Source organism: Paenimyroides aestuarii (assembly GCF_024628805.1).
Classification (GTDB): Bacteria; Bacteroidota; Bacteroidia; order Flavobacteriales; family Flavobacteriaceae; genus Flavobacterium; species Flavobacterium aestuarii_A.
Map to the genome: position 1 here is coordinate 141,140 of NZ_CP102382.1, position 18,582 is coordinate 159,721.

At 35.4% G+C, this 18,582-nt stretch carries 13 protein-coding genes; 5 read left to right on the plus strand and 8 right to left on the minus strand.

Features of this window, described 5'->3' with window-relative positions; all coding sequences use genetic code 11:
- Nucleotides 1–200: 200 nt before the first annotated feature.
- The 4 genes from NPX36_RS00660 to porU form a co-directional block, all read right to left on the minus strand.
- Nucleotides 201–1,592 carry a nucleotide sugar dehydrogenase gene (locus NPX36_RS00660; RefSeq protein WP_257499520.1) on the minus strand — a complete coding sequence of 464 codons (1,392 nt, stop codon included), beginning with the start codon at nucleotides 1,590–1,592 and terminating at the stop codon, nucleotides 201–203.
- Between the two features lie 73 nt (nucleotides 1,593–1,665).
- Nucleotides 1,666–2,148 (minus strand): cytidine deaminase, encoded by a 483-nt coding sequence (gene cdd / locus NPX36_RS00665; RefSeq protein ID WP_257499521.1) that lies wholly within the window; start codon nucleotides 2,146–2,148, stop codon nucleotides 1,666–1,668.
- 62 nt (nucleotides 2,149–2,210) lie between these two features.
- Complete coding sequence (gene porV, locus NPX36_RS00670; RefSeq protein WP_257499522.1) at nucleotides 2,211–3,419, minus strand: type IX secretion system outer membrane channel protein PorV; 1,209 nt, start codon at nucleotides 3,417–3,419, stop codon at nucleotides 2,211–2,213.
- A gap of 57 nt (nucleotides 3,420–3,476) precedes the next feature.
- Nucleotides 3,477–7,280: a type IX secretion system sortase PorU gene (gene porU / locus NPX36_RS00675; RefSeq protein ID WP_257499523.1), complete on the minus strand. Its 3,804-nt coding sequence runs from the start codon at nucleotides 7,278–7,280 to the stop codon at nucleotides 3,477–3,479.
- 190 nt (nucleotides 7,281–7,470) lie between these two features.
- Between porU and gldJ the strand changes: the two genes are divergently transcribed.
- Nucleotides 7,471–9,093 (plus strand): gliding motility lipoprotein GldJ, encoded by a 1,623-nt coding sequence (gene gldJ / locus NPX36_RS00680; protein ID WP_257499524.1) that lies wholly within the window; start codon nucleotides 7,471–7,473, stop codon nucleotides 9,091–9,093.
- A 71-nt stretch (nucleotides 9,094–9,164) separates the two neighbouring features.
- Here the strand turns inward: gldJ and NPX36_RS00685 are convergent, their stop codons facing one another.
- The 3 genes from NPX36_RS00685 to NPX36_RS00695 all read right to left on the minus strand — a co-directional run bounded on the left by NPX36_RS00685 (nucleotide 9,165) and on the right by NPX36_RS00695 (nucleotide 13,238).
- Nucleotides 9,165–9,764, minus strand: coding sequence for a peptidoglycan-binding protein LysM (locus NPX36_RS00685; protein WP_257499525.1), 600 nt, complete (start codon nucleotides 9,762–9,764; stop codon nucleotides 9,165–9,167).
- Nucleotides 9,765–9,993: 229 nt separating this feature from the next.
- Nucleotides 9,994–11,094 (minus strand): HmuY family protein, encoded by a 1,101-nt coding sequence (locus NPX36_RS00690; protein ID WP_257499526.1) that lies wholly within the window; start codon nucleotides 11,092–11,094, stop codon nucleotides 9,994–9,996.
- A gap of 14 nt (nucleotides 11,095–11,108) precedes the next feature.
- On the minus strand, nucleotides 11,109–13,238 hold the full coding sequence (locus NPX36_RS00695; RefSeq protein WP_257499527.1) for a TonB-dependent receptor plug domain-containing protein: 2,130 nt from the start codon (nucleotides 13,236–13,238) through the stop codon (nucleotides 11,109–11,111).
- A gap of 147 nt (nucleotides 13,239–13,385) precedes the next feature.
- On the opposite strand from NPX36_RS00695, the gene NPX36_RS00700 reads away from it, so the two are divergent.
- From NPX36_RS00700 to NPX36_RS00715, 4 genes are read left to right on the plus strand one after another with little or no spacing between them, the layout of a single operon-like run.
- Nucleotides 13,386–14,246, plus strand: a complete 861-nt coding sequence (locus NPX36_RS00700) for a heme/hemin ABC transporter substrate-binding protein (protein ID WP_257499528.1) — start codon at nucleotides 13,386–13,388, stop codon at nucleotides 14,244–14,246.
- Nucleotides 14,246–15,274 carry a FecCD family ABC transporter permease gene (locus NPX36_RS00705; protein ID WP_257499529.1) on the plus strand — a complete coding sequence of 343 codons (1,029 nt, stop codon included), beginning with the start codon at nucleotides 14,246–14,248 and terminating at the stop codon, nucleotides 15,272–15,274. Before NPX36_RS00700 ends, NPX36_RS00705 begins: the two co-directional genes overlap by 1 nt.
- Nucleotides 15,271–16,044 (plus strand): heme ABC transporter ATP-binding protein, encoded by a 774-nt coding sequence (locus NPX36_RS00710; protein ID WP_257499530.1) that lies wholly within the window; start codon nucleotides 15,271–15,273, stop codon nucleotides 16,042–16,044. Before NPX36_RS00705 ends, NPX36_RS00710 begins: the two co-directional genes overlap by 4 nt.
- 13 nt (nucleotides 16,045–16,057) lie before the next feature.
- Nucleotides 16,058–17,095, plus strand: coding sequence for a hemin-degrading factor (locus tag NPX36_RS00715; protein WP_257499531.1), 1,038 nt, complete (start codon nucleotides 16,058–16,060; stop codon nucleotides 17,093–17,095).
- Nucleotides 17,096–17,147: 52 nt separating this feature from the next.
- Here the strand turns inward: NPX36_RS00715 and NPX36_RS00720 are convergent, their stop codons facing one another.
- Nucleotides 17,148–18,581, minus strand: a complete 1,434-nt coding sequence (locus NPX36_RS00720) for a TolC family protein (RefSeq protein ID WP_257499532.1) — start codon at nucleotides 18,579–18,581, stop codon at nucleotides 17,148–17,150.
- Nucleotide 18,582 lies beyond the last annotated feature (1 nt).

Below are 18,582 nucleotides of genomic sequence, written 5' to 3' on the forward strand. Positions count from 1 at the left end.
GGATAGCAGCGAAAATCCTTTTTGTGAGCTTGCGAACAAAAAGATTGTAGCGAATAGCCCGACCCGACTGTTTGCTTGTTTTTTTCTGTGATGGACGAAATGGTGTGTGGGTTCTGAGCTTTGTTTTGAAACGGAATGGAAGGGGAACGCCCATATCATAAAAAAAATCCCGCCACTTTTGAAGGTGACGGGATATTGTTTTACTTGCCAATACCAATGTAGTGAAAGCCTATTTGTGTGATTTCGGACGGATTTAGTATGTTTCTTCCATCAAAAATGAATGCGGGTTGTTGCATTTGTTTTTTGATATTGGTATAGTTAAATGTTTTGAATTGATCCCATTCGGTTACTATTACTATAGCGTGTGCTTGCTGAAAAATAGTGTCTGGATGGTTGTATATTTTTATTTTGGTTGCTAGTTCTTCTTGTGGAATGGTGGTGCTTTTTTCTAAATCGGTAAAGATTTGTTGTGCGGTGACTTTTGGATCGTATATATGTAATTCTGCTTGTTCTTCTATGAGATAATTGGCGATATCGATGGCTGCTGATTCGCGCGAATCGTTGGTGTCTTTTTTGAACGCCCATCCTAATAGAACAATTTTTTTACCTGAAACGGTATTGAACATTTCTTGTACAATTTTGCGGGCGAATCGGCTTTTTTGATAATTGTTCATGCTAATTACTTGCTGCCAATAATCGGCAACTTCGTTTAAACCAAAAGTTTGGGCAATGTACACTAAATTGAGGATGTCTTTTTGAAAACATGAGCCGCCAAACCCGACAGAAGCTTTTAGAAATTTGTCACCAATCCGACTGTCTTTTCCGATGGCAAATGCTACTTCGTCAATGTTTGCCTCTGTAGCTTCGCATATTGCCGACATGGCGTTTATGGAAGATATGCGCTGGGCAAGAAAGGCGTTTGCTGTGAGTTTTGATAATTCGCTAGACCAGATATTGGTGGTGATGATTTTATCGGTAGTGACCCAATTTTTATATATTTCGGAGAGTGCCGCAATGGCATTTTTACCTTCCGGGGTGTGATAATCGCCACCTATTAGAACGCGATCAGGGTTTAGCAAATCATTGATAGCGGTGCCTTCTGCTAAAAATTCGGGGTTTGAGAGAATCTCAAACTGTACATTGTTTTGGGATTGTTTGAGTATGCTTTTAATGGTTGATGCCGTACGAACGGGTAAGGTTGATTTCTCTACAACTATTTTATTGGTGGTGGCAACGCTTGCTATTTGGCGGGCGCAAAGCTCGACATATTTTAAATCTGCTGCCATGCCCTTGCCTAGTCCGTAAGTTTTTGTGGGAGTGTTTACCGATATAAAAATCATCTCGGCTTGTTGAATGGCTTCGTTTACTTGGGTGCTAAAAAATAAATTTACATTGCGCATTTGTGCAATGATTTCTGCCAACCCGGGTTCGTAAACAGGTAATTTGTCTAAGTTTTGTGCATTCCAAGCGTTGATGCGTTCTTGATTTACATCTACTACTGTAACTTTTATATGTGGATTTTTTAATGCAATTACTGCCATTGTTGGACCACCAACATAGCCTGCACCAATACAACAAATTGATTTTATCATAGAATTGTTTAAAAATAGTGCAACAAATTTGTTGCTTTAAGAGTCAAAATTACTAAATGATTTTTATTTATGCTTATAAACTTTCTTCTCTAAATGTAAAAGGTAACAAGTTTTTTACAGACGGTGATTGAATGATTTCGCCGGCTTTTCCCATAAAGTAAATTGGAATATTGTTTTTTTGTTTGTTTTCGTATTCTAATAATGATTGCCTACAGGCTCCACATGGGGGAATGGGCTCTAATGTATCTTTTAAGGTGGATGATGCGGAGATACAAATAGCTATTATTTGTTCGTTTGGAAAATTGGCTCCTGCAGAAAAAACAGCTGTTCGTTCGGCACAAAGTCCAGAAGGATATGCTGCATTTTCTTGATTAGACCCCAAAACAATTGTTCCGTTTTTTAACAATATCGCTGCTCCTACTTGGAAATTGGAATAAGGCGCGTATGCTTTTAACCGGGCTGCTACTGCTTGATTCATTAAATTTTGAATGGGCAATGGCAACTCGGTCAATTGTTTATAGCTGTATAATTTTGTTGGTATATTAATTTCTTGCATAAAAAAAGACAAAAAAGCCCAAACAGTATTTGCTTGGACTTTGTAATGATTTGTATGAGCATTTAATTTTTATAATAATCTCTACCAAAGTTAAAGGTTAATGAAAAACGCAATGTGTTTTCTAATGGATTCTGCACTTTACCGGTTGCTAATAAATAAGATACATCGATATTTACGATATTGTATTTGAAACCAGCTCCTAAAGTAGCAAACTTACGAGCACCTTTATCTTCGGCTTCGTTAAAGTAACCTAAACGGAAGGCAAATGAATTTTGATACCAATATTCGGCACCTAATGACCATGTAAACTCGCGCATTTCTTCACCAAAACCACCTGGTGCATCGCCAAACGATTTAAACATTCCCGAAAACCAACCAATGTCACGGTATTCTTGAAAGCGGCTATTTACTTGCTCTCCAGCGTCGTATTCACCGTTTCCATTAGCATCTATAAAAGTTGGCTGTAAATTAGAAGGCACCATTAATTTTGTTGTTTCTCCGTAAAAAGTAACGGTATTGTAATTATCTAAAATATAATCGTAACCTACTCCTAAACGCAAGGTAGTGGGAATATTGCTTGAAAAATTCGTATCGCCTGTGTAACTTACTTTTGGCCCCATGTTTTGAAAATTGAAACCAGCACGCAATCTTCCTTCTGAGTTGCTCATTTGGATACGGTCGCTTTCATAATATCCTGCTACATCTACTGCAAAAGTATTAGCTGCTGTTTCGCCATCACCGCGCAATCTTAAATTGGAACTGATGTATCTACCAGCAACTGCCATACCAAAATTATCAGAAAATTTTATGGTATAAGAAACATCAACAGAAAATTCATTAGGCTTTTCAACACCCTGAAATTCTCCTTGATTATTTGTAAGTGTAATTTCACCTAATGTAAAATAGCGCAAACTTGTACCAATAGCACTTCGCTCATTTACACGGTTGTAGTAACTCACTCCCATTAAAGAAATATCACTGGCAATTTTTGACATATAAGGTGTATATGACAATGCAAAACCTTGCTGTTTTTCTGCAAAAGCATATTTTGCAGGATTATAAAACTGCGAAAAAGCATCGGCTGACGTTGCAACTCCCATATCCCCTAAAGCACCTGAACGCGCATCGGGGGTGATTGTTAAGAAAGATACACCTGTTGTAATTGCCGGATTATATGAAAGTGGTGTACCATCGGGCATTGGTAACTCTTGCTGTGCAAATGCTGCATTTACTGTAAATAAACTAACAACTGCTATTGAAATTTTTCTCATTTATCTTTTATTATATGGAACAAATATAAAAATTAGTTTTTAATAGTTTTTGATAAACTATAAGATTACCAATTTTTCAATTTTTTCTGCTTGTTCACCAGAAACGGTTGATTTAACTTTTAAACGGTAAATATAAACCCCTTTACCTATCCGGTCACCGAAATCATCACGGCCATCCCATTTTATATCTTTGGATAAAAATCCTTCAGAAACAATGGTTTGATTAATAGTTTTTACTATTTTACCAGTAACGGTTAAAATTTGCACTTGTACTTGTAAGGTTTCATTCGGACGATTGTGCTGAAACCAAAACTCGGTATAATCTACAAACGGATTTGGATAATTTAACACGCGGTCTAATGTTAATCCTGTTTCTGCTGCCACTACAAAGTCTAACGTTGCAGTTGCTAAATTATTGTACACATCCCATCCTTTAAATGTAATGGTGTGCAAACCTTCTTTTAAATTGCTGAACGGATAATTCACAAATCCTTTCATAAAATTGTTTGGTTCGGTTTCATAAAATTCATTCATCACGATGGGGTTGTTTTCATCACCATCTAAAATAGCTACCATATCATGGCCAATTCCACTGGCTGTATTCATTCCGTTTTCATCTTCTAAGTGTGCTAAAAACAATGGAGAACTATTAGTGATACCTCCAGAAATAAACGTTTCATCATTCATAAACAGTTTTATCTGAGGTGGTTTATTGTCTTCGGCTGCATTTTCGTTAACACCTCCAATTTTTATTGTGGTGTTTCCACCGGCATATTCATCTAAAACATTAGATTCTTTTACAGCATAAAAACTGGCTTTGCCCTCACCTACTGCGATTTTAATATCTTTTGGAACCACAAATTCTATTTCAAACCCACCGTTTGAAACTGATGCATTTCCTCGAAAAACGGTCTCTCCTAAAGTGGTAAAGGTCATTGGTTGGCCATTCCCATCGTTCATCAATGTTGTTTTTTCTTGGTTTTTGTCGAACATTTGAACTGCTAAATCGCCATTGAAATTGCCAATTAATTGTCCGCCCTCAGTAGTCACTTGTCCTTTTAATTTTACTCTATCTAACGCACGAAGGCTGCCTGTAAAATTCTCTATCGGTTCATCGTTTACATGTGTGATGGTAATATTTGGTTTTGGAATGGCTAATTTTAATGCTGGATCACCCACAAATGAAATCATTGCTTGTTCTCCAACGTTTTTCACAAGATCGTTTTTAGTGTGCATTAAAGCTTCTGCCATTGTTGCATTGGGCAATATATTATTGTAATTAAAAAGCCAAGCTGAAGTATTCTCGGTAAAGTCGCTTGCACTGCCAATTCCAATTTTTCGGTTGGTTGCTAGTATTCCAATAGCGCCTGAATTTTCGCGTAGGTACAAATATTCCCCTCCTGATTTTAGCTTTGGATTATCAAAACGAGTAAAATCACAAGTCATAATTGCAAATAATGGATATTTATCGATATTGTTTAACCTTTCAATATCAGGAATTTCAAAATAACGTTCGGCACCCCATCCTGTTTCAGAACCATGCCCCAAATAACTCACCATTAAACTGCCGGAATTTACTCCGTTTAAAAAATCTTCTTTAGCTTTTGGATATCTTGGCCCGCCTGCCACCACCTGCTGCTGATATGAGTCTGCGATGATTTTCTTTACATTCATAAAAGGCTTATTAGCTACAAGTTCATCGGCCATATTATTTAAGGCCACTTGCAATACGGCATCAAAGCCGGCGTCTATATCATCTGCCAAGGCTGTGTAAACATTCTTCCAACGCCCTGCATTTTCTTTGCTTAAATATTGTTCTACTTTATTCACCATTGCGTTTGCCTCTTGAACATTATTAACAGGCATTCTTCCAATAACTACATCTATACCGGTGTAAGTATCGTTATTCATCAACCCTTCCGGGTCATCTAGCAAGGCATAAAAATCGTCTGTTGCAAAGGTGTGCCAGTCATTAAAGTTTTCGCTTGAATTAGGAGATAGTGTACTGTTCAAATAATGAAAAATAGGTACAATATTCGATGCTGGGTCGAAATAATCTGTAGAAGCATCACCAAACAAGTTTACATATTTAAGCGTTTGATTTCCTGCAAAATACACATATCTGATAAAATTGCGAATAGCCACAACATCTTGCTGACCCGACGAAAATTCGTTATAAATGGCATCTAGCGGAACCACTTTTACGTTTAAATTGCTTTGCGTTTTATGAAGATTTGCCAAACGGTTGGCTGCTGAAAGCAGGTCGTTATTGGTAATGATTAGATAATCTACGTTTCCGTTGGCAAAAATAGTTCCTTTTAAATTTTGGTTTAAAATTTTTGCATTGCCCACTTCAATTGGCGTGTAGATGTCGTTTTGATCCACAGCCACAAAATCTTTCAACGCCCCTAAAGGCATTTTTAAATTTATTAATCCTGCTGTATTGGTTTTGAATGTAGGGTTATATTGATCGGTCACATCCCACACTTGTGTAATACCTTGCGCATTTGTTATCTGAAAAGAGCCTACACCAACTTGTGAAACTGCATCGGGAAAATTAAACTGGAATTGTTTATTGTTTCCAGCCAAGTATTTATAGTAATCAATTGCAACAAAATCGATATATCCCCGAGCCGATGGTATGCCGTTATTATTAAAATTTATAGCAAACGTATGTGTTTCCCCGTTTAAATTTAACGTGTTGGAAAAATAGCCTTCATTTGCTTGCGCATTACTAATTTTTCCATTGATAGCTTGCGAACCTATCTGCTGATTATTTAAGGAGATATTAAAAAATGTTTGATTTTGTGAAATGGCAGCTAAATTGATACCTACAGTTGCTGGTTTAGAACTATTCATTAAAGGTGTTTGCAAAACTACTTGCTTTGTGAAACTTTGTCCAAAATTTTCACCAAACGTTTTCCGGCTAAGCTGTACAATATTTTCAATATTTTTTTCATCGAAAACCCTTTCGAGATAATCGGTATAGTTTACTGTTGAAGCACCGGCTGGTTCCACGTATGTTTGCATACGTTTGCCAACTGTTCCGCCATAGGTTACAAAATAATATGCATCATTGCTGTACAAATTTAAGTGCGTGGCGTTTTGTGCATTCCACCCTTTCGTACCCACTCCATAAAACAATGCAAAATCATTATCATTTAAAACGCCGTCTTGTTCACCTTGAAATTGAATCGCAATTTCGGGCACATCAAAATGTTCGTTTTTATTGTTTTCAAGCGGAAGCATGCCACCACCGTATCCATAAACCTTAATAGTACGAGGATCTACATCGTTCGGAACACCCAATTTATTTAAGAAATGTTTGTCTAAACGATAAACTCCTGTTTCATTGACCTTAAATTTAAACCAATTCCCCTGCGCCAAAACAGAATTTTGAACCGTAAAAACAGTATTCTTTAAAGCAGCTGTTTTCGTTCCATAAACATCAAATGTAATATTGGTTACTTTACTGTAGCCATTACTTGTTTTAATAATAGGATTAAATGTTACAATAGCCGATTGCACGCCTTTTGTAACATAAAACTGTATTTTAGGATCAATGGAACTAGGGATATTTTTCGGATTAATGTCTTTGTATTTAGACAAATCAATAGGTTGCACATTTTCAGAAACCACGCGTAGCTGATTTCCTTGCACATTATTTATAAAAACCTTTGCCCCAATAATGCGTTCTCCAGAATTATAATTAAAATATTCCTGTTGAAAACTTGGAACAAAGAAATTTTCTCCGTTACTGATAGTAAAATTTTGTTCAGTCCATTGCAAACGAACATCTTTTGTTTGCGCGTTTAAGGCAAAACTGCCAAGCATCGCAAAAACTGGTAATAGTTTTTTCATTTTTATAGAAAAATAGTATCTATTAATAATTTGATAAAAATAATTAAAATAATTACATTGACCATTAAAACGAATAGTAAGAGACTAATATTTTACATTTTTTAAGTTTTTTTTAAATATTTTTAATTTTGATATTGTTAATCAAAAGCTAATTATTATATTGCAACGAAATTTATTACCTACTTTAACAATGAAGATTAATAAAATTATGACATTACAATTGATAGCTGTAATAGCAGCGTCAATTGGACTAACAAGTTGTGGAAACAGCAATGCAAGTATGTCTTCGGCTACAGGCTGGAAGATCAACGACAAAAAAGGTGGTTTCCAATATAACACGTCATACGATGGCACAGAAGTTCCGTATGGAATGGTAGCTATTGAAGGGGGTACATTTACAATGGGACGCGTTCAAGACGATGTAATGGGAGAATGGAACAACAGTGCAACACAGCAATATGTGCAATCATTCTTTATGGATGAAACTGAGGTTACCAACCTAATGTACACCGAATACTTGGCGTGGACAAAAGCAGTCTATCCACCTTCAGAAGCAAGATACCGTCAAATATACAATGCTGCTTTGCCAGATACATTAGTATGGCGTAATCAATTAGGTTTTACAGAAACCTTAACCAACACGTATCTGCGCCATCCGGCATACGCAAACTACCCAGTAGTTGGTGTATCTTGGATTCAGGCAAACGATTTCTCTAAATGGAGAACTGATCGTGTGAATGAATTAAATTTAGAGCGTGCAGGCTATATTGCTAAAAACGCTAAAACTGATAAAGTATATGGAGAACAATCGTTCTCTACAGACACCTACTTGAGTGCTCCTACAAAAGCATACGCTGGCAACGACAGCATTGTGCTTAGAGGAGTAAAAAACCGTGCACAACCTGGCCAAAGCGGTGTTTATGCAAAAATGGAATACGGTATTATTTCTGCTGAATTCCGTTTACCAACCGAGGCTGAGTGGGAATATGCTGCTAGCGTTAGAAAATCGGACCGTGTGTACAATAATCAACAAGGAAGAAACAAATATCCTTGGGGATCAGATGAAACACGTACCAACTCTCGCAGATCGAAAGGTGATTATTTAGCTAACTTCAAGCAAGGACGCGGTGATTACGGTGGTATCGCAGGTTGGTCAACAGATGCAGGTGAAATTACTACAGCTGTAAAATCGTTCCCAGCAAATGATTGGGGATTATATGATATGGCAGGAAACGTGGCAGAATGGGTAGCAGACGTTTATCGTCCGGCAATTTCTTCTGAGGTGAATGACATTAACTATTTCCGTGGAAATGTTTACAACAAAAGTGTGATTGCTCCTGACGGAACAGTACAAGTTGTAAGTACAAATATTGAATACGACACCTTACCAAATGGTAAATTGCACCCACGTGCTTTACCTGGTGAAGTTCAGAAAGAAGCTGTTGGTACAGAAGACACCTTCTTAAGACGCAATTTTCAAGGTGACAACAGCATTGCTTATAATGATGGTGATAATCTTGCAAGAGTGGGTCAAGCAAAATCGAAAATGTATAACGCACCGCAAAACACCGCAGCTTATGACGCTGAGGGGAACTTAACTTACACTTTAGATGATGCAAACAGAACCAGTTTAATTAACAATAATTCACGTGTTATTAAAGGTGGTTCTTGGAAAGACAGAGCTTATTGGTTGGATCCTGCAACACGCAGATTCATAGATCAATACTCTGCATCAGACTTTGTTGGATTTAGAAACGCAATGACTAAAGTAGGTGTTACTAAATCAAGCGGAAAGAAAAAAGCAAGAGGTTAATCCTTATTCTTCATTTATAAAAGGTCTTAAAATAATACTCCGGTAAATTAATTTATCGGAGTATTATTTTTTTAAGCTACCCTAGGATTTTTAGCTGCTTTAATTTCTTTTAAATCATAATTTGCAAATTTTGCTAAGTAGGTTCGGATGTTTGTTCCATACCCATCCACGAAAGTCACTGAGCCATTTGATCGTAAAAAATCTTGCACAGCACCTGCTCCTCCTAAATGGGCGGCAGCGAGCATGCCTGATTCGCTGATCGATATTCCTGCGATGGTTTTACCAGCATACTTTTTAATTTCTCTACGCAATATCCATTTGTTTTTTTGGATATAAGCAACAAACGCTTTTTCTTGCAGTACCGGATTATTTAAAAAATCATCGGTATTTTTTATGCCTATAAATTTCAAGGTTCCTTTACCAAATTGATATTTTCCCATATATCCATACGAATTAACTGATCGGTAATTTAGATTTGATTCCTGCAAAGCTATAGCTTCTTTAAAATCTATAAATGAACCAGTAGTTTTTATTGAGAACGGTTCTTTCTTTTCGATTTGTTTTTTGTTTTTTAAGATTTCCTTTTCAGTGCATACACTATACGCCAATGGGGTGGTTACTTTGTAATAATTGCTCACTGTTGCTGGCGATTCAACACCTTTAAAAGCCATTGTTATGAGAGCAACTGCAAGAGCAATTAAAATAAAATAAGAACATTTTTTTATCATTCTAAATCATTTCTCAAATACTGTCACTATTTGAATTTCAATGTGCAAAGATACGATTAATATTTAAAATACTGATTTTCAAGATTTTTGTAAGATTTCATTAACAGTTATAACTAAAAAAAGGCCCACAAAAATGTGAGCCTTAAATATTCTACTAATTCAATTTCAAATATTATTTAAGTAATTCGTATTCAAAAACAGGGTTACCTCTTTCACCTGCATCGTTAGTCATTGCAATAAATTTAACTTTAAATACATTTCCATCTACATCTTTAATAATATAGAAACGATCGTCTTTAATACTTGGTGCTGAAGATGGTCCGCCACCATTTCTCCATGTATCTCCAATAATTCTTTGATCTGTTGCAGATGTACTAAACTTACCTTCTTCAACATTAGCTTTTGTAAAAGCTGTAAATTCAGATGCTAATGTTGCTGCTGTAGATTGTACCATATAAACTTTTGTACCACCATGTACATTAGTTGTAATGAAATCGGCAAAATAATAAGTAATTTGATCTTGACCATAAGGAAAATAGTTAGTAAAACCAGTGAACGACAAATCCCATTGCTTTTTAGCTGGTTGCGCTGCTACTTCCTGACCAGAAGTTAAATTTAAAAAGGTAAAATTAAAATCTGCTTTTTTAGAAACTTTAACTGTTTTGTGCGTAGTATCTGCTAAATTAGCATAATCAACTACGTAGTCATTACCATCTCTTGTAATTCTAACTTTTTTCCAACCACGAGCAGCACCGTCTAACGCTACAGATCCCGGGCTTGGTGCTGTTGTACCAACTTCAAACCCCATATTTACTAAATACACATAGTTATCAGCAGCTGTTGCAGAAATCTCTGCAATTGCAGTACCGTTTCCACCACCATTTCCTGTTAAAATACCCGTTGGATTATCTACATATCCCCAACTAGCCAGTGTACTGTATCCTACCGCTACTGCATCATCTTGTGTTTGAACAGCATCGATATTTGTAGTTTCTAATTTTTTAACAGCCATTTTAACCGATCCGTTAATAATAACTCTAAAGTCAGATCCTGTAGAAAAACCTAAATCCCAAGTATCACGCTTAACACCTGTCTGTGTATTTGTACTTAAATCTACATAAACTTGGTTTGGTTGGTTTGGTCCACCTACTTTTGCAGCAACTGTACCGCCTTCTACTGGTTTTACAACAACTGGTTCTGATGTATTGTTATCATCTGAACAAGATGCAAAAACAAAAGAAGCTAATGCTAAAATGAAAATTGATTTTTTCATGTCTAAAAAATATATTAATTAAAATTGAGATTATATGTTAACTTAACAAAATAACTGCGTCCACTAAATATGTTAACTGCGGCATCAACTTCATGACCTCCGCCCTCATTGACTCTTGATCTATTTAAAGTGGTAACGTTGAAAATATTTCGTGCTCCTATTGTGGCTTCAAACTTGTTATTCCAAAACATTTTACGAATAGACGCATCTAAATTACTATAAGAATCTCTCTCGGAAATCACAAATTCATCCATTCCAGCAACCCATTCTTGAGATTTACCTATAAATTTGTAATAGGCAGCAAATGTTGTTTTCCAACTTGGCACGCTATATGAAACACTAGAATTAAAGTTAAAATCGTTAAAAAACTTATCACTTGATTTAAAATCTAGATTATCTATAACTTGCGATACTAATGTAAGCGAGGCACCTAAATTAAATTTCCAGTTATCAAATACTAACTGATTGGTAGATGAGAAATTATAACTTTCATAATTACTTACATTTATAGTTTGATACATTGGCGTTGGTCCATCAAACCCAATAAGGGCACTTGTAATACGATCTTTTATATCATTGCGGCTTATCATTAAATTGTTTGATAAAAGCAATGCTTTTTCATTATTAGAAAAAGTGGTTACTTTCTTAATACTTGCTTCTAAAGAGTTACTTTTTTCTGGTATTAAATCTTCGTTTCCAACAAAATGATGCCCATCAAATATCAATCTAGAATACAACTCATCGAAATCTGGTGTTCTGTACGATTGTCCAATAGCAGCTCGAAATTCAAATCCGTTCTTCAATAAATATCTTCCTCCTAAAGAATAAGAATATTGATTTTCAAATATCGATTGGAAAGAATATCTGAATCCTGGTCGGAATGAAAATCTATCGTTTAAGTTAATATCTGTTATTGCAAAAACATCGTAATTATTTAGTTTTTTAGCTACATCTTGTGGATTTGCCGATAATTCATCTACTATAGAAAAACCATTGGTATTTAAAAACTCATACCCAAGCTGTAAATTAAAAATTTCACTTTTGAAGAAATTACTAAATGTTCCTATTGAATAAATAACATCTGTTGACTGTTGCTTTTCTTTTACATTTAACGTTTCTATACCGTGTGTTATATTATTTCTAAATGTTTCCTGCTCTCTTTTTTGCTGTTGATGAGATAGTGAAACATTAAAATTAACATGGTTAAAAAGTTTACCGCTTGCATTTAAATGATGATATAAACGATTAACAAAATAACGTTTATCTAATCCGTATTTATAAGCTCCAATATCTTCATTATACCCAGATTGCACTACACGATTGTAATATTGTAAATCTTCGTCTAAAAATTCAAATCTATAGAAAACCCTTAAATCATCTTTAGAGTAATTAATAAGTGTATTACCCTGTGTTTGCTGTCTTGGTAAAAATATATATCCTCTTTTACCATCGTTAAGGTCATGATGCTCTCCCTTTTGCCCCTTCAAGAAGCCTTTTGAATCATTTCGATTTAAACCTACAGATAGAAACCAATTATCATTTATATTATGATTAACTTTTAAAGCTTGAATATGTCGTCCTTTATTAAAAAAACTAAATTCTTTACCTACACTTTCCTCCTGTGCCGTTAATTGAAATTCCCATTTATGATCGGATGATTTCTTTGTAATAATATTTAAAACACCACTTACCGCATTTGCGCCGTGCGTAACACCCATAGATCCTTCGATAATTTCGACTCTTTCAACATCGTTTAAATTTATTTGAGATAAATCGGTGCTATTTCCAAAACCATTTTCACTAACTAATGGAACATTGTCTATTAAAATTTTAAAATATCTAGAATCAAGTCCAAACATTGAAACGGTTGACTTACCTGTTGAACTATCTGGTGTTACTGTGATATTTATGTATTGATTTAAAACATCGGCTAAATTAACAGCTCCTAAATTTTGAATATCTTCTTTAGAAATAACACGAACATTATTTATAGCTTTTTTAAGTGATTGCGGTTCTATCTGTGACGTAATAACTAATTCTTCTAATCTTGTATCTTCCATCGTTTGCTCTAATGAATCAACTTGTGCTTGCAGTACAAGCCCATTCATACAAATCAAAGAAAGATATATGTATTTAATTTCCATTATTTTTATTTATTCTAATGTTAAATAACGAAAGCAAAAGTAAAAAGTTATTTTTATTTATTCTAAATAAATTCTTGTTTTTTAGAATAAATTTTTAATTTTGTGATGCGAAAAACGAATTAATTTAATCTTAATATAAATAGTAAAATGAAAAAAGTCCTTACTCTTATTGCATTTACAATGGTTTTAGTAAGCTGCAATCAAAAATCGAGTACCGCGAATAATGGTACAAACACAGCCAATGAACCAGCAATAAACACCTCGCGAATTGTGTCATTAAACGGTGCAGTAACTGAAACCTTAGCGGCATTAGATGCATCAGAAAAAATTGTAGGAAGAGATGTTACTTCTACTTTTCCGAATGATTTAAAAGCAACCGATTTGGGACATGTTCGTTCCATTACAGCAGAAAGCATTTTGGCACTGCAACCAACAGTGGTTTTTGGAACAACGAAGGACATGAATCCCAATTTAAACGAGCAATTAAAAAAAGCGAATGTTCCCTTAGTACTTATTGACCAAGAATATAGCGTGGAGGGTACTAAGCAGCTAATTACACAAGTTGCATCAAAGCTAAATAAAGAAAATTATCAACCTCTTTTAGATCATATTTCAACGAAAATAAGCACCATTCAACCTTTTGCAAAAAAACCTAAAGTGCTTTTTATCTATGCGCGTGGTGCAGGAAATTTAATGGTTGCTGGTAAACAAACGCCTTTGCACAGCATGATAGAATTGGCAGGTGCTGAAAATGCAGCCGCAGCTTTAACCGATTTTAAACCGTTAACTCCAGAAGCTTTGCTTACTACAAATCCCGATGTGATTTTAATGTTCGATAGCGGTTTGCAAAGTGTTGGCGGTGTAGATGGTTTACTGAAAATAGACGGTATTGCGGCAACAAATGCTGGTAAGAATAAAAAAGTTGTTACCATGGACGGGCAATTACTTTCTGGTTTTGGTCCTCGTTTAGGAGAAGCAGTTATTGAATTACATAACAAATTACAATAATGAAAAAGAAAATTGCTGTTTACAAACGCTTGTTTTACATTGTTTTACTGGTTGCTTTGGTAACAGCATTGTATTTGGGTGCTTATGATTTTAACACGTCGATAATAGAAATCATCAGCACCTATTTTTCTACACGAACACATACACCCGATTCTTTTGTTTTAATAGAACTGCGTATTCCGCGCATTTTAATGGCCATTTTAACAGGTGCTGCATTGGCAATTAGCGGTACTAGTTTGCAGGGCTTGTTTAAAAATCCGTTAGCATCACCCGATTTAATTGGCATCACATCAGGAGCGGTATTGTTTGCGGCTTTAACAATTGTTTTTGGTTCGGCAATAATGCCTTTGCTTCCTGCTTTTTTTCGATACATATTGCTGAGTATTATGGCGTTTATAGGTGCATTATTAACTATGTGGTTTGTATATAAAATGGCAACTTCGAACGGAAAAACCCATGTGCTCATTTTGTTACTTTCGGGTGTGGCTATCACGGCTTTAACAGGTGCTGTCACCGGTTTTTTAACCTATATTTCAACAGAAGAAGAACTGCGAAACATCACTTTTTGGTCATTGGGTAGTTTAGCCGGAGCAAATTGGTGGAAAGTTTTGTTGGTATTTATTGTTGTTGCGGGCGGAAGTATATTTTTACTTAAAAAAGGCAAAGTGCTCAATGCTTTAATGCTAGGCGAAAAAGAAGCGGCGCACTTAGGTTTCCACATTGAAAGAACTAAAAAACAAATCATCATTGCATCTTCACTAATGGTGGGTTGCGTGGTTGCTTTCAACGGAACCATTGGTTTTATTGGTTTAGTGGTGCCTTATATATTACGCTTTGTGTTTCATTCCAACTATACCATACTTTTGCCTTTGTCGATGCTTTTAGGAGCTGTTGTGCTTTTAATTGCCGATACCATTAGTAGATTAATTGTGATTCCGGCAGAATTGCCCATTGGTATTTTAACAGCTATTATGGGAGCACCCGTTTTTATTTCGATTTTAATCAATTATAAAAGAAAATTAAAATGATACAAATTCACAATTTAAACGTTCAAGTAAACAATCGTTTTCTTTTAAAAAATATCGATTTAGAGATTCATAAAGGCGAACTCATTGCCATTGTTGGTCCAAACGGAGCAGGAAAATCCACCTTTTTAAGTTGTGTGGCAAACGAAATTTCGTATCAATCTGAAAAATTCTTCTTTAAAAACACCGAAATTAAATCCTACAAAAAAGAAGAAATTCCCTTTCATAGGGCAAAATTTTCGCAGCATCACTCAAATGAAATCAACTTAAAAAACGATGAAATTGTGCTCATGGGCAGGTATCCTTACTTTAATGCAGAACCACATGCAAACGATTTAAAAATTGTAGAAAAATGGATGGCAAATACCCAAACCAATCATTTAAATGACCGCGAATATGAACAATTGTCTGGTGGTGAAAAACAGCGTTTACATTTAGCACGCGTTTTTGCTCAATTAGAAAATTCTGTTGAAAATAAATTATTATTGTTAGATGAACCTTTGAATAATCTAGATGTGGCGCATCAATTCAAAACCTTACATTTAATAAAAGAATTCACCCAACAAAACAATTCGGCTTTGGTGGTTTTACACGATTTAAACATTGCCGCACAATTTGCCGATCGCTTATTATTAATGAACAAAAGCTGCGTCGAAATATTCGATGAACCCCAAAAAGTACTCACTCAAGAACGCATTTCAAGGGTGTATCAATATCCGTGTAGCATTACACCTCATCCTAAAAACAAACAACCTATTATATTATTTGGATAAATTTTAATCAATTATGAATACAACAGAAAGTTTAAAAACACAATGGGATTTGCTAAAACAAGAGCAACCACAGCTAAGAATACGCAACGCTGCAGCACAATTAGGCGTTAGTGAAATGGAATTATTGGCAACAAAAATAGACAATGGTGTTACACGTTTACGCCCAGAATTTAAAGAAATTTTATCAGAAATGAAATCGTTGGGCAAAGTGATGGCTTTAACCAGAAACGACGAATGTGTACATGAACGCAAAGGAATTTATTTGAACGGAGATTTTTCTAATCCACATGCAGGTTTATTTGTGGGCGAAGATATTGACTTACGAATTTTCTTGTCGCATTGGAAAAAAGCATTTGCAGTAATCGAAGAAAATGCACGTGGAACATCAAAAAGTATTCAGTTTTTTGGAAAAGATGGCGAAGCGATTCACAAAATATTTTTAACAGCCGATAGCAATGAAACGGCTTTTAATGCATTAGTTGAAAAATACAAAAGCGAAGATCAGCAACCATTTGAAACCACCGAAGCTTATACAGTAAACTTAGACGAAAAACCAGACAACGAAATTGATGTAGAAGGTTTTAAACAAGCATGGATAGATTTAAAAGATACCCACGAGTTTTTTGGAATGTTGCGCAAATTTGGTGTTTCTCGTACACAAGCATTGCGTTTGGCTCCGTCTGATTTTCATGCAAAGCAAATCTCAAAAGATGCAATTGTCACCATGCTAGAAGAAGTTGCCAAAGAAAAAACACCAATTATGGTTTTTGTGGGCAACAAAGGAAACATCCAAATTCATACAGGAAATATTCGCAAAACCATGTGGCATCAAGAATGGTACAATATCATGGATCCCGATTTTAACCTGCATTTAGATATGAGCAAAATTGCACAAACTTGGGTGGTTCGCAAACCCACCGAAGATGGCGTGGTTACAGCAATTGAAGTTTTTAATGAAATGGGCGATATTATTGTTCAGTTCTTTGGAAAACGCAAACCAGGTATTCCAGAATTAGATGTTTGGAGAACAACGGTTGAGAAATTGAATTAAGAAATAAGAAGCTGTCCGAAAAGTCGGACAGCTTTTTTTTATATTTCAATGATCAATTCCAACCACCGCCTAGGGCTTTGTAAACCGTTATAGTAGTTTGTAACTGTTTCATTTTGGTTTCAATCAATTCAAATTTTGCTTCAAGCGCTTCGCGCTGGGTAAGTAGCACCTCCATATAATCTGCTCGTGCAGATTTAAAAAGGTTATTCGAAATGGTGATTGATTGTGTTAGTGCATCTACTTCTTGCTGTTTTAAACTGTAACTGTTTTCTAAATTTTGCATTTTAGATAAATGGTTAGCCACTTCTATATAAGCAGATAGCACCGTTTGTTCATATTCAAAAACCGCCTGAATTTGTTTTGCATTTGCGTTGTAATAGGCTGCTTTGATTGCATTTCGGTTTACAAGTGGGGCAACCAAATCACCTGCTAACGAATACAAAAGGGATTGAGGCTTAAATATATAACTTGGGTTAAACGCACTGTAACCAGCTGCTGCAGAAATACCTACCGATGGGTAGAATTGTGCTTTTGCGGTTTTTATATCTAATTTTGCTGCCGCTAACAACAGTTCTGCTTTCTTAATATCGGGTCTGTTTTCTAATAAATCTGCCGGTAAACCTGCGAATATTTTTTGTGGAACTAAGTTTGAAAAATCTTCAGTGCTTCGTTCAATTGTTTGCGGATATCTTCCTACTAAAAAATTAATTCTGTTTTCGGTTTCAATAATTTGCTGTTTAATTTCAAATTGCAAGCCAGTGGTTTTTAAAACCTGTGCCTGAAATCGTTTAACGGCCAATTCGTTGCTCCGAGCTGCCTCTTTTAAAAGTTTTACCATATTCAAGGCATTGTTTTGAATTTCGATGTTTTGCTGCACTATTGTTAATTCATTATCCAGCGCCAACAGCTCATAATAGGATTGTGCAATTTCTGCAACCAACTGTGTTTTCATAAAACTTTGTCCTTCAATGGTTGCCAAATAACGGTTTACAGCTGCTTTTTTTGCGTTGTGCAATTTGCCCCAAATGTCTAATTCCCAGTTAGCAACTGCGGCTACACCAAAATCGGTTAATGGTTCGGGCATTTCTTTGCCTGGCTCTATATTGGTAGTTGCTTCCATTGCTCCAATATTTGTGAATCGAGCCACTTTATCCACTCCGGCACCTGCTTTTAAACCAACCGATGGTAAATATTCCGACTTGCGCAAGCGAATTTCATTTTTTGTAATGTCAATTTCTTGGAGCATTATATTTAATTCCTGATTGTTTTCGAATGCTGTTTCTATTAAATGCTGTAAATGCACATCGGTAAAATATGTTTTCCAATCCATTTTTGCAGAGTTAATGGTGTCATTTTGCATCCATCCAAAGTCAGCAGGAACTGTTCGGTTTTCTTGTTTTTCTTTAATATCAATTGATTTACATGCGGCTATGTTTAAAAGTATGCAGCCTATTACTGCATACTTAAATAGTTTTTGTTTGTTCATG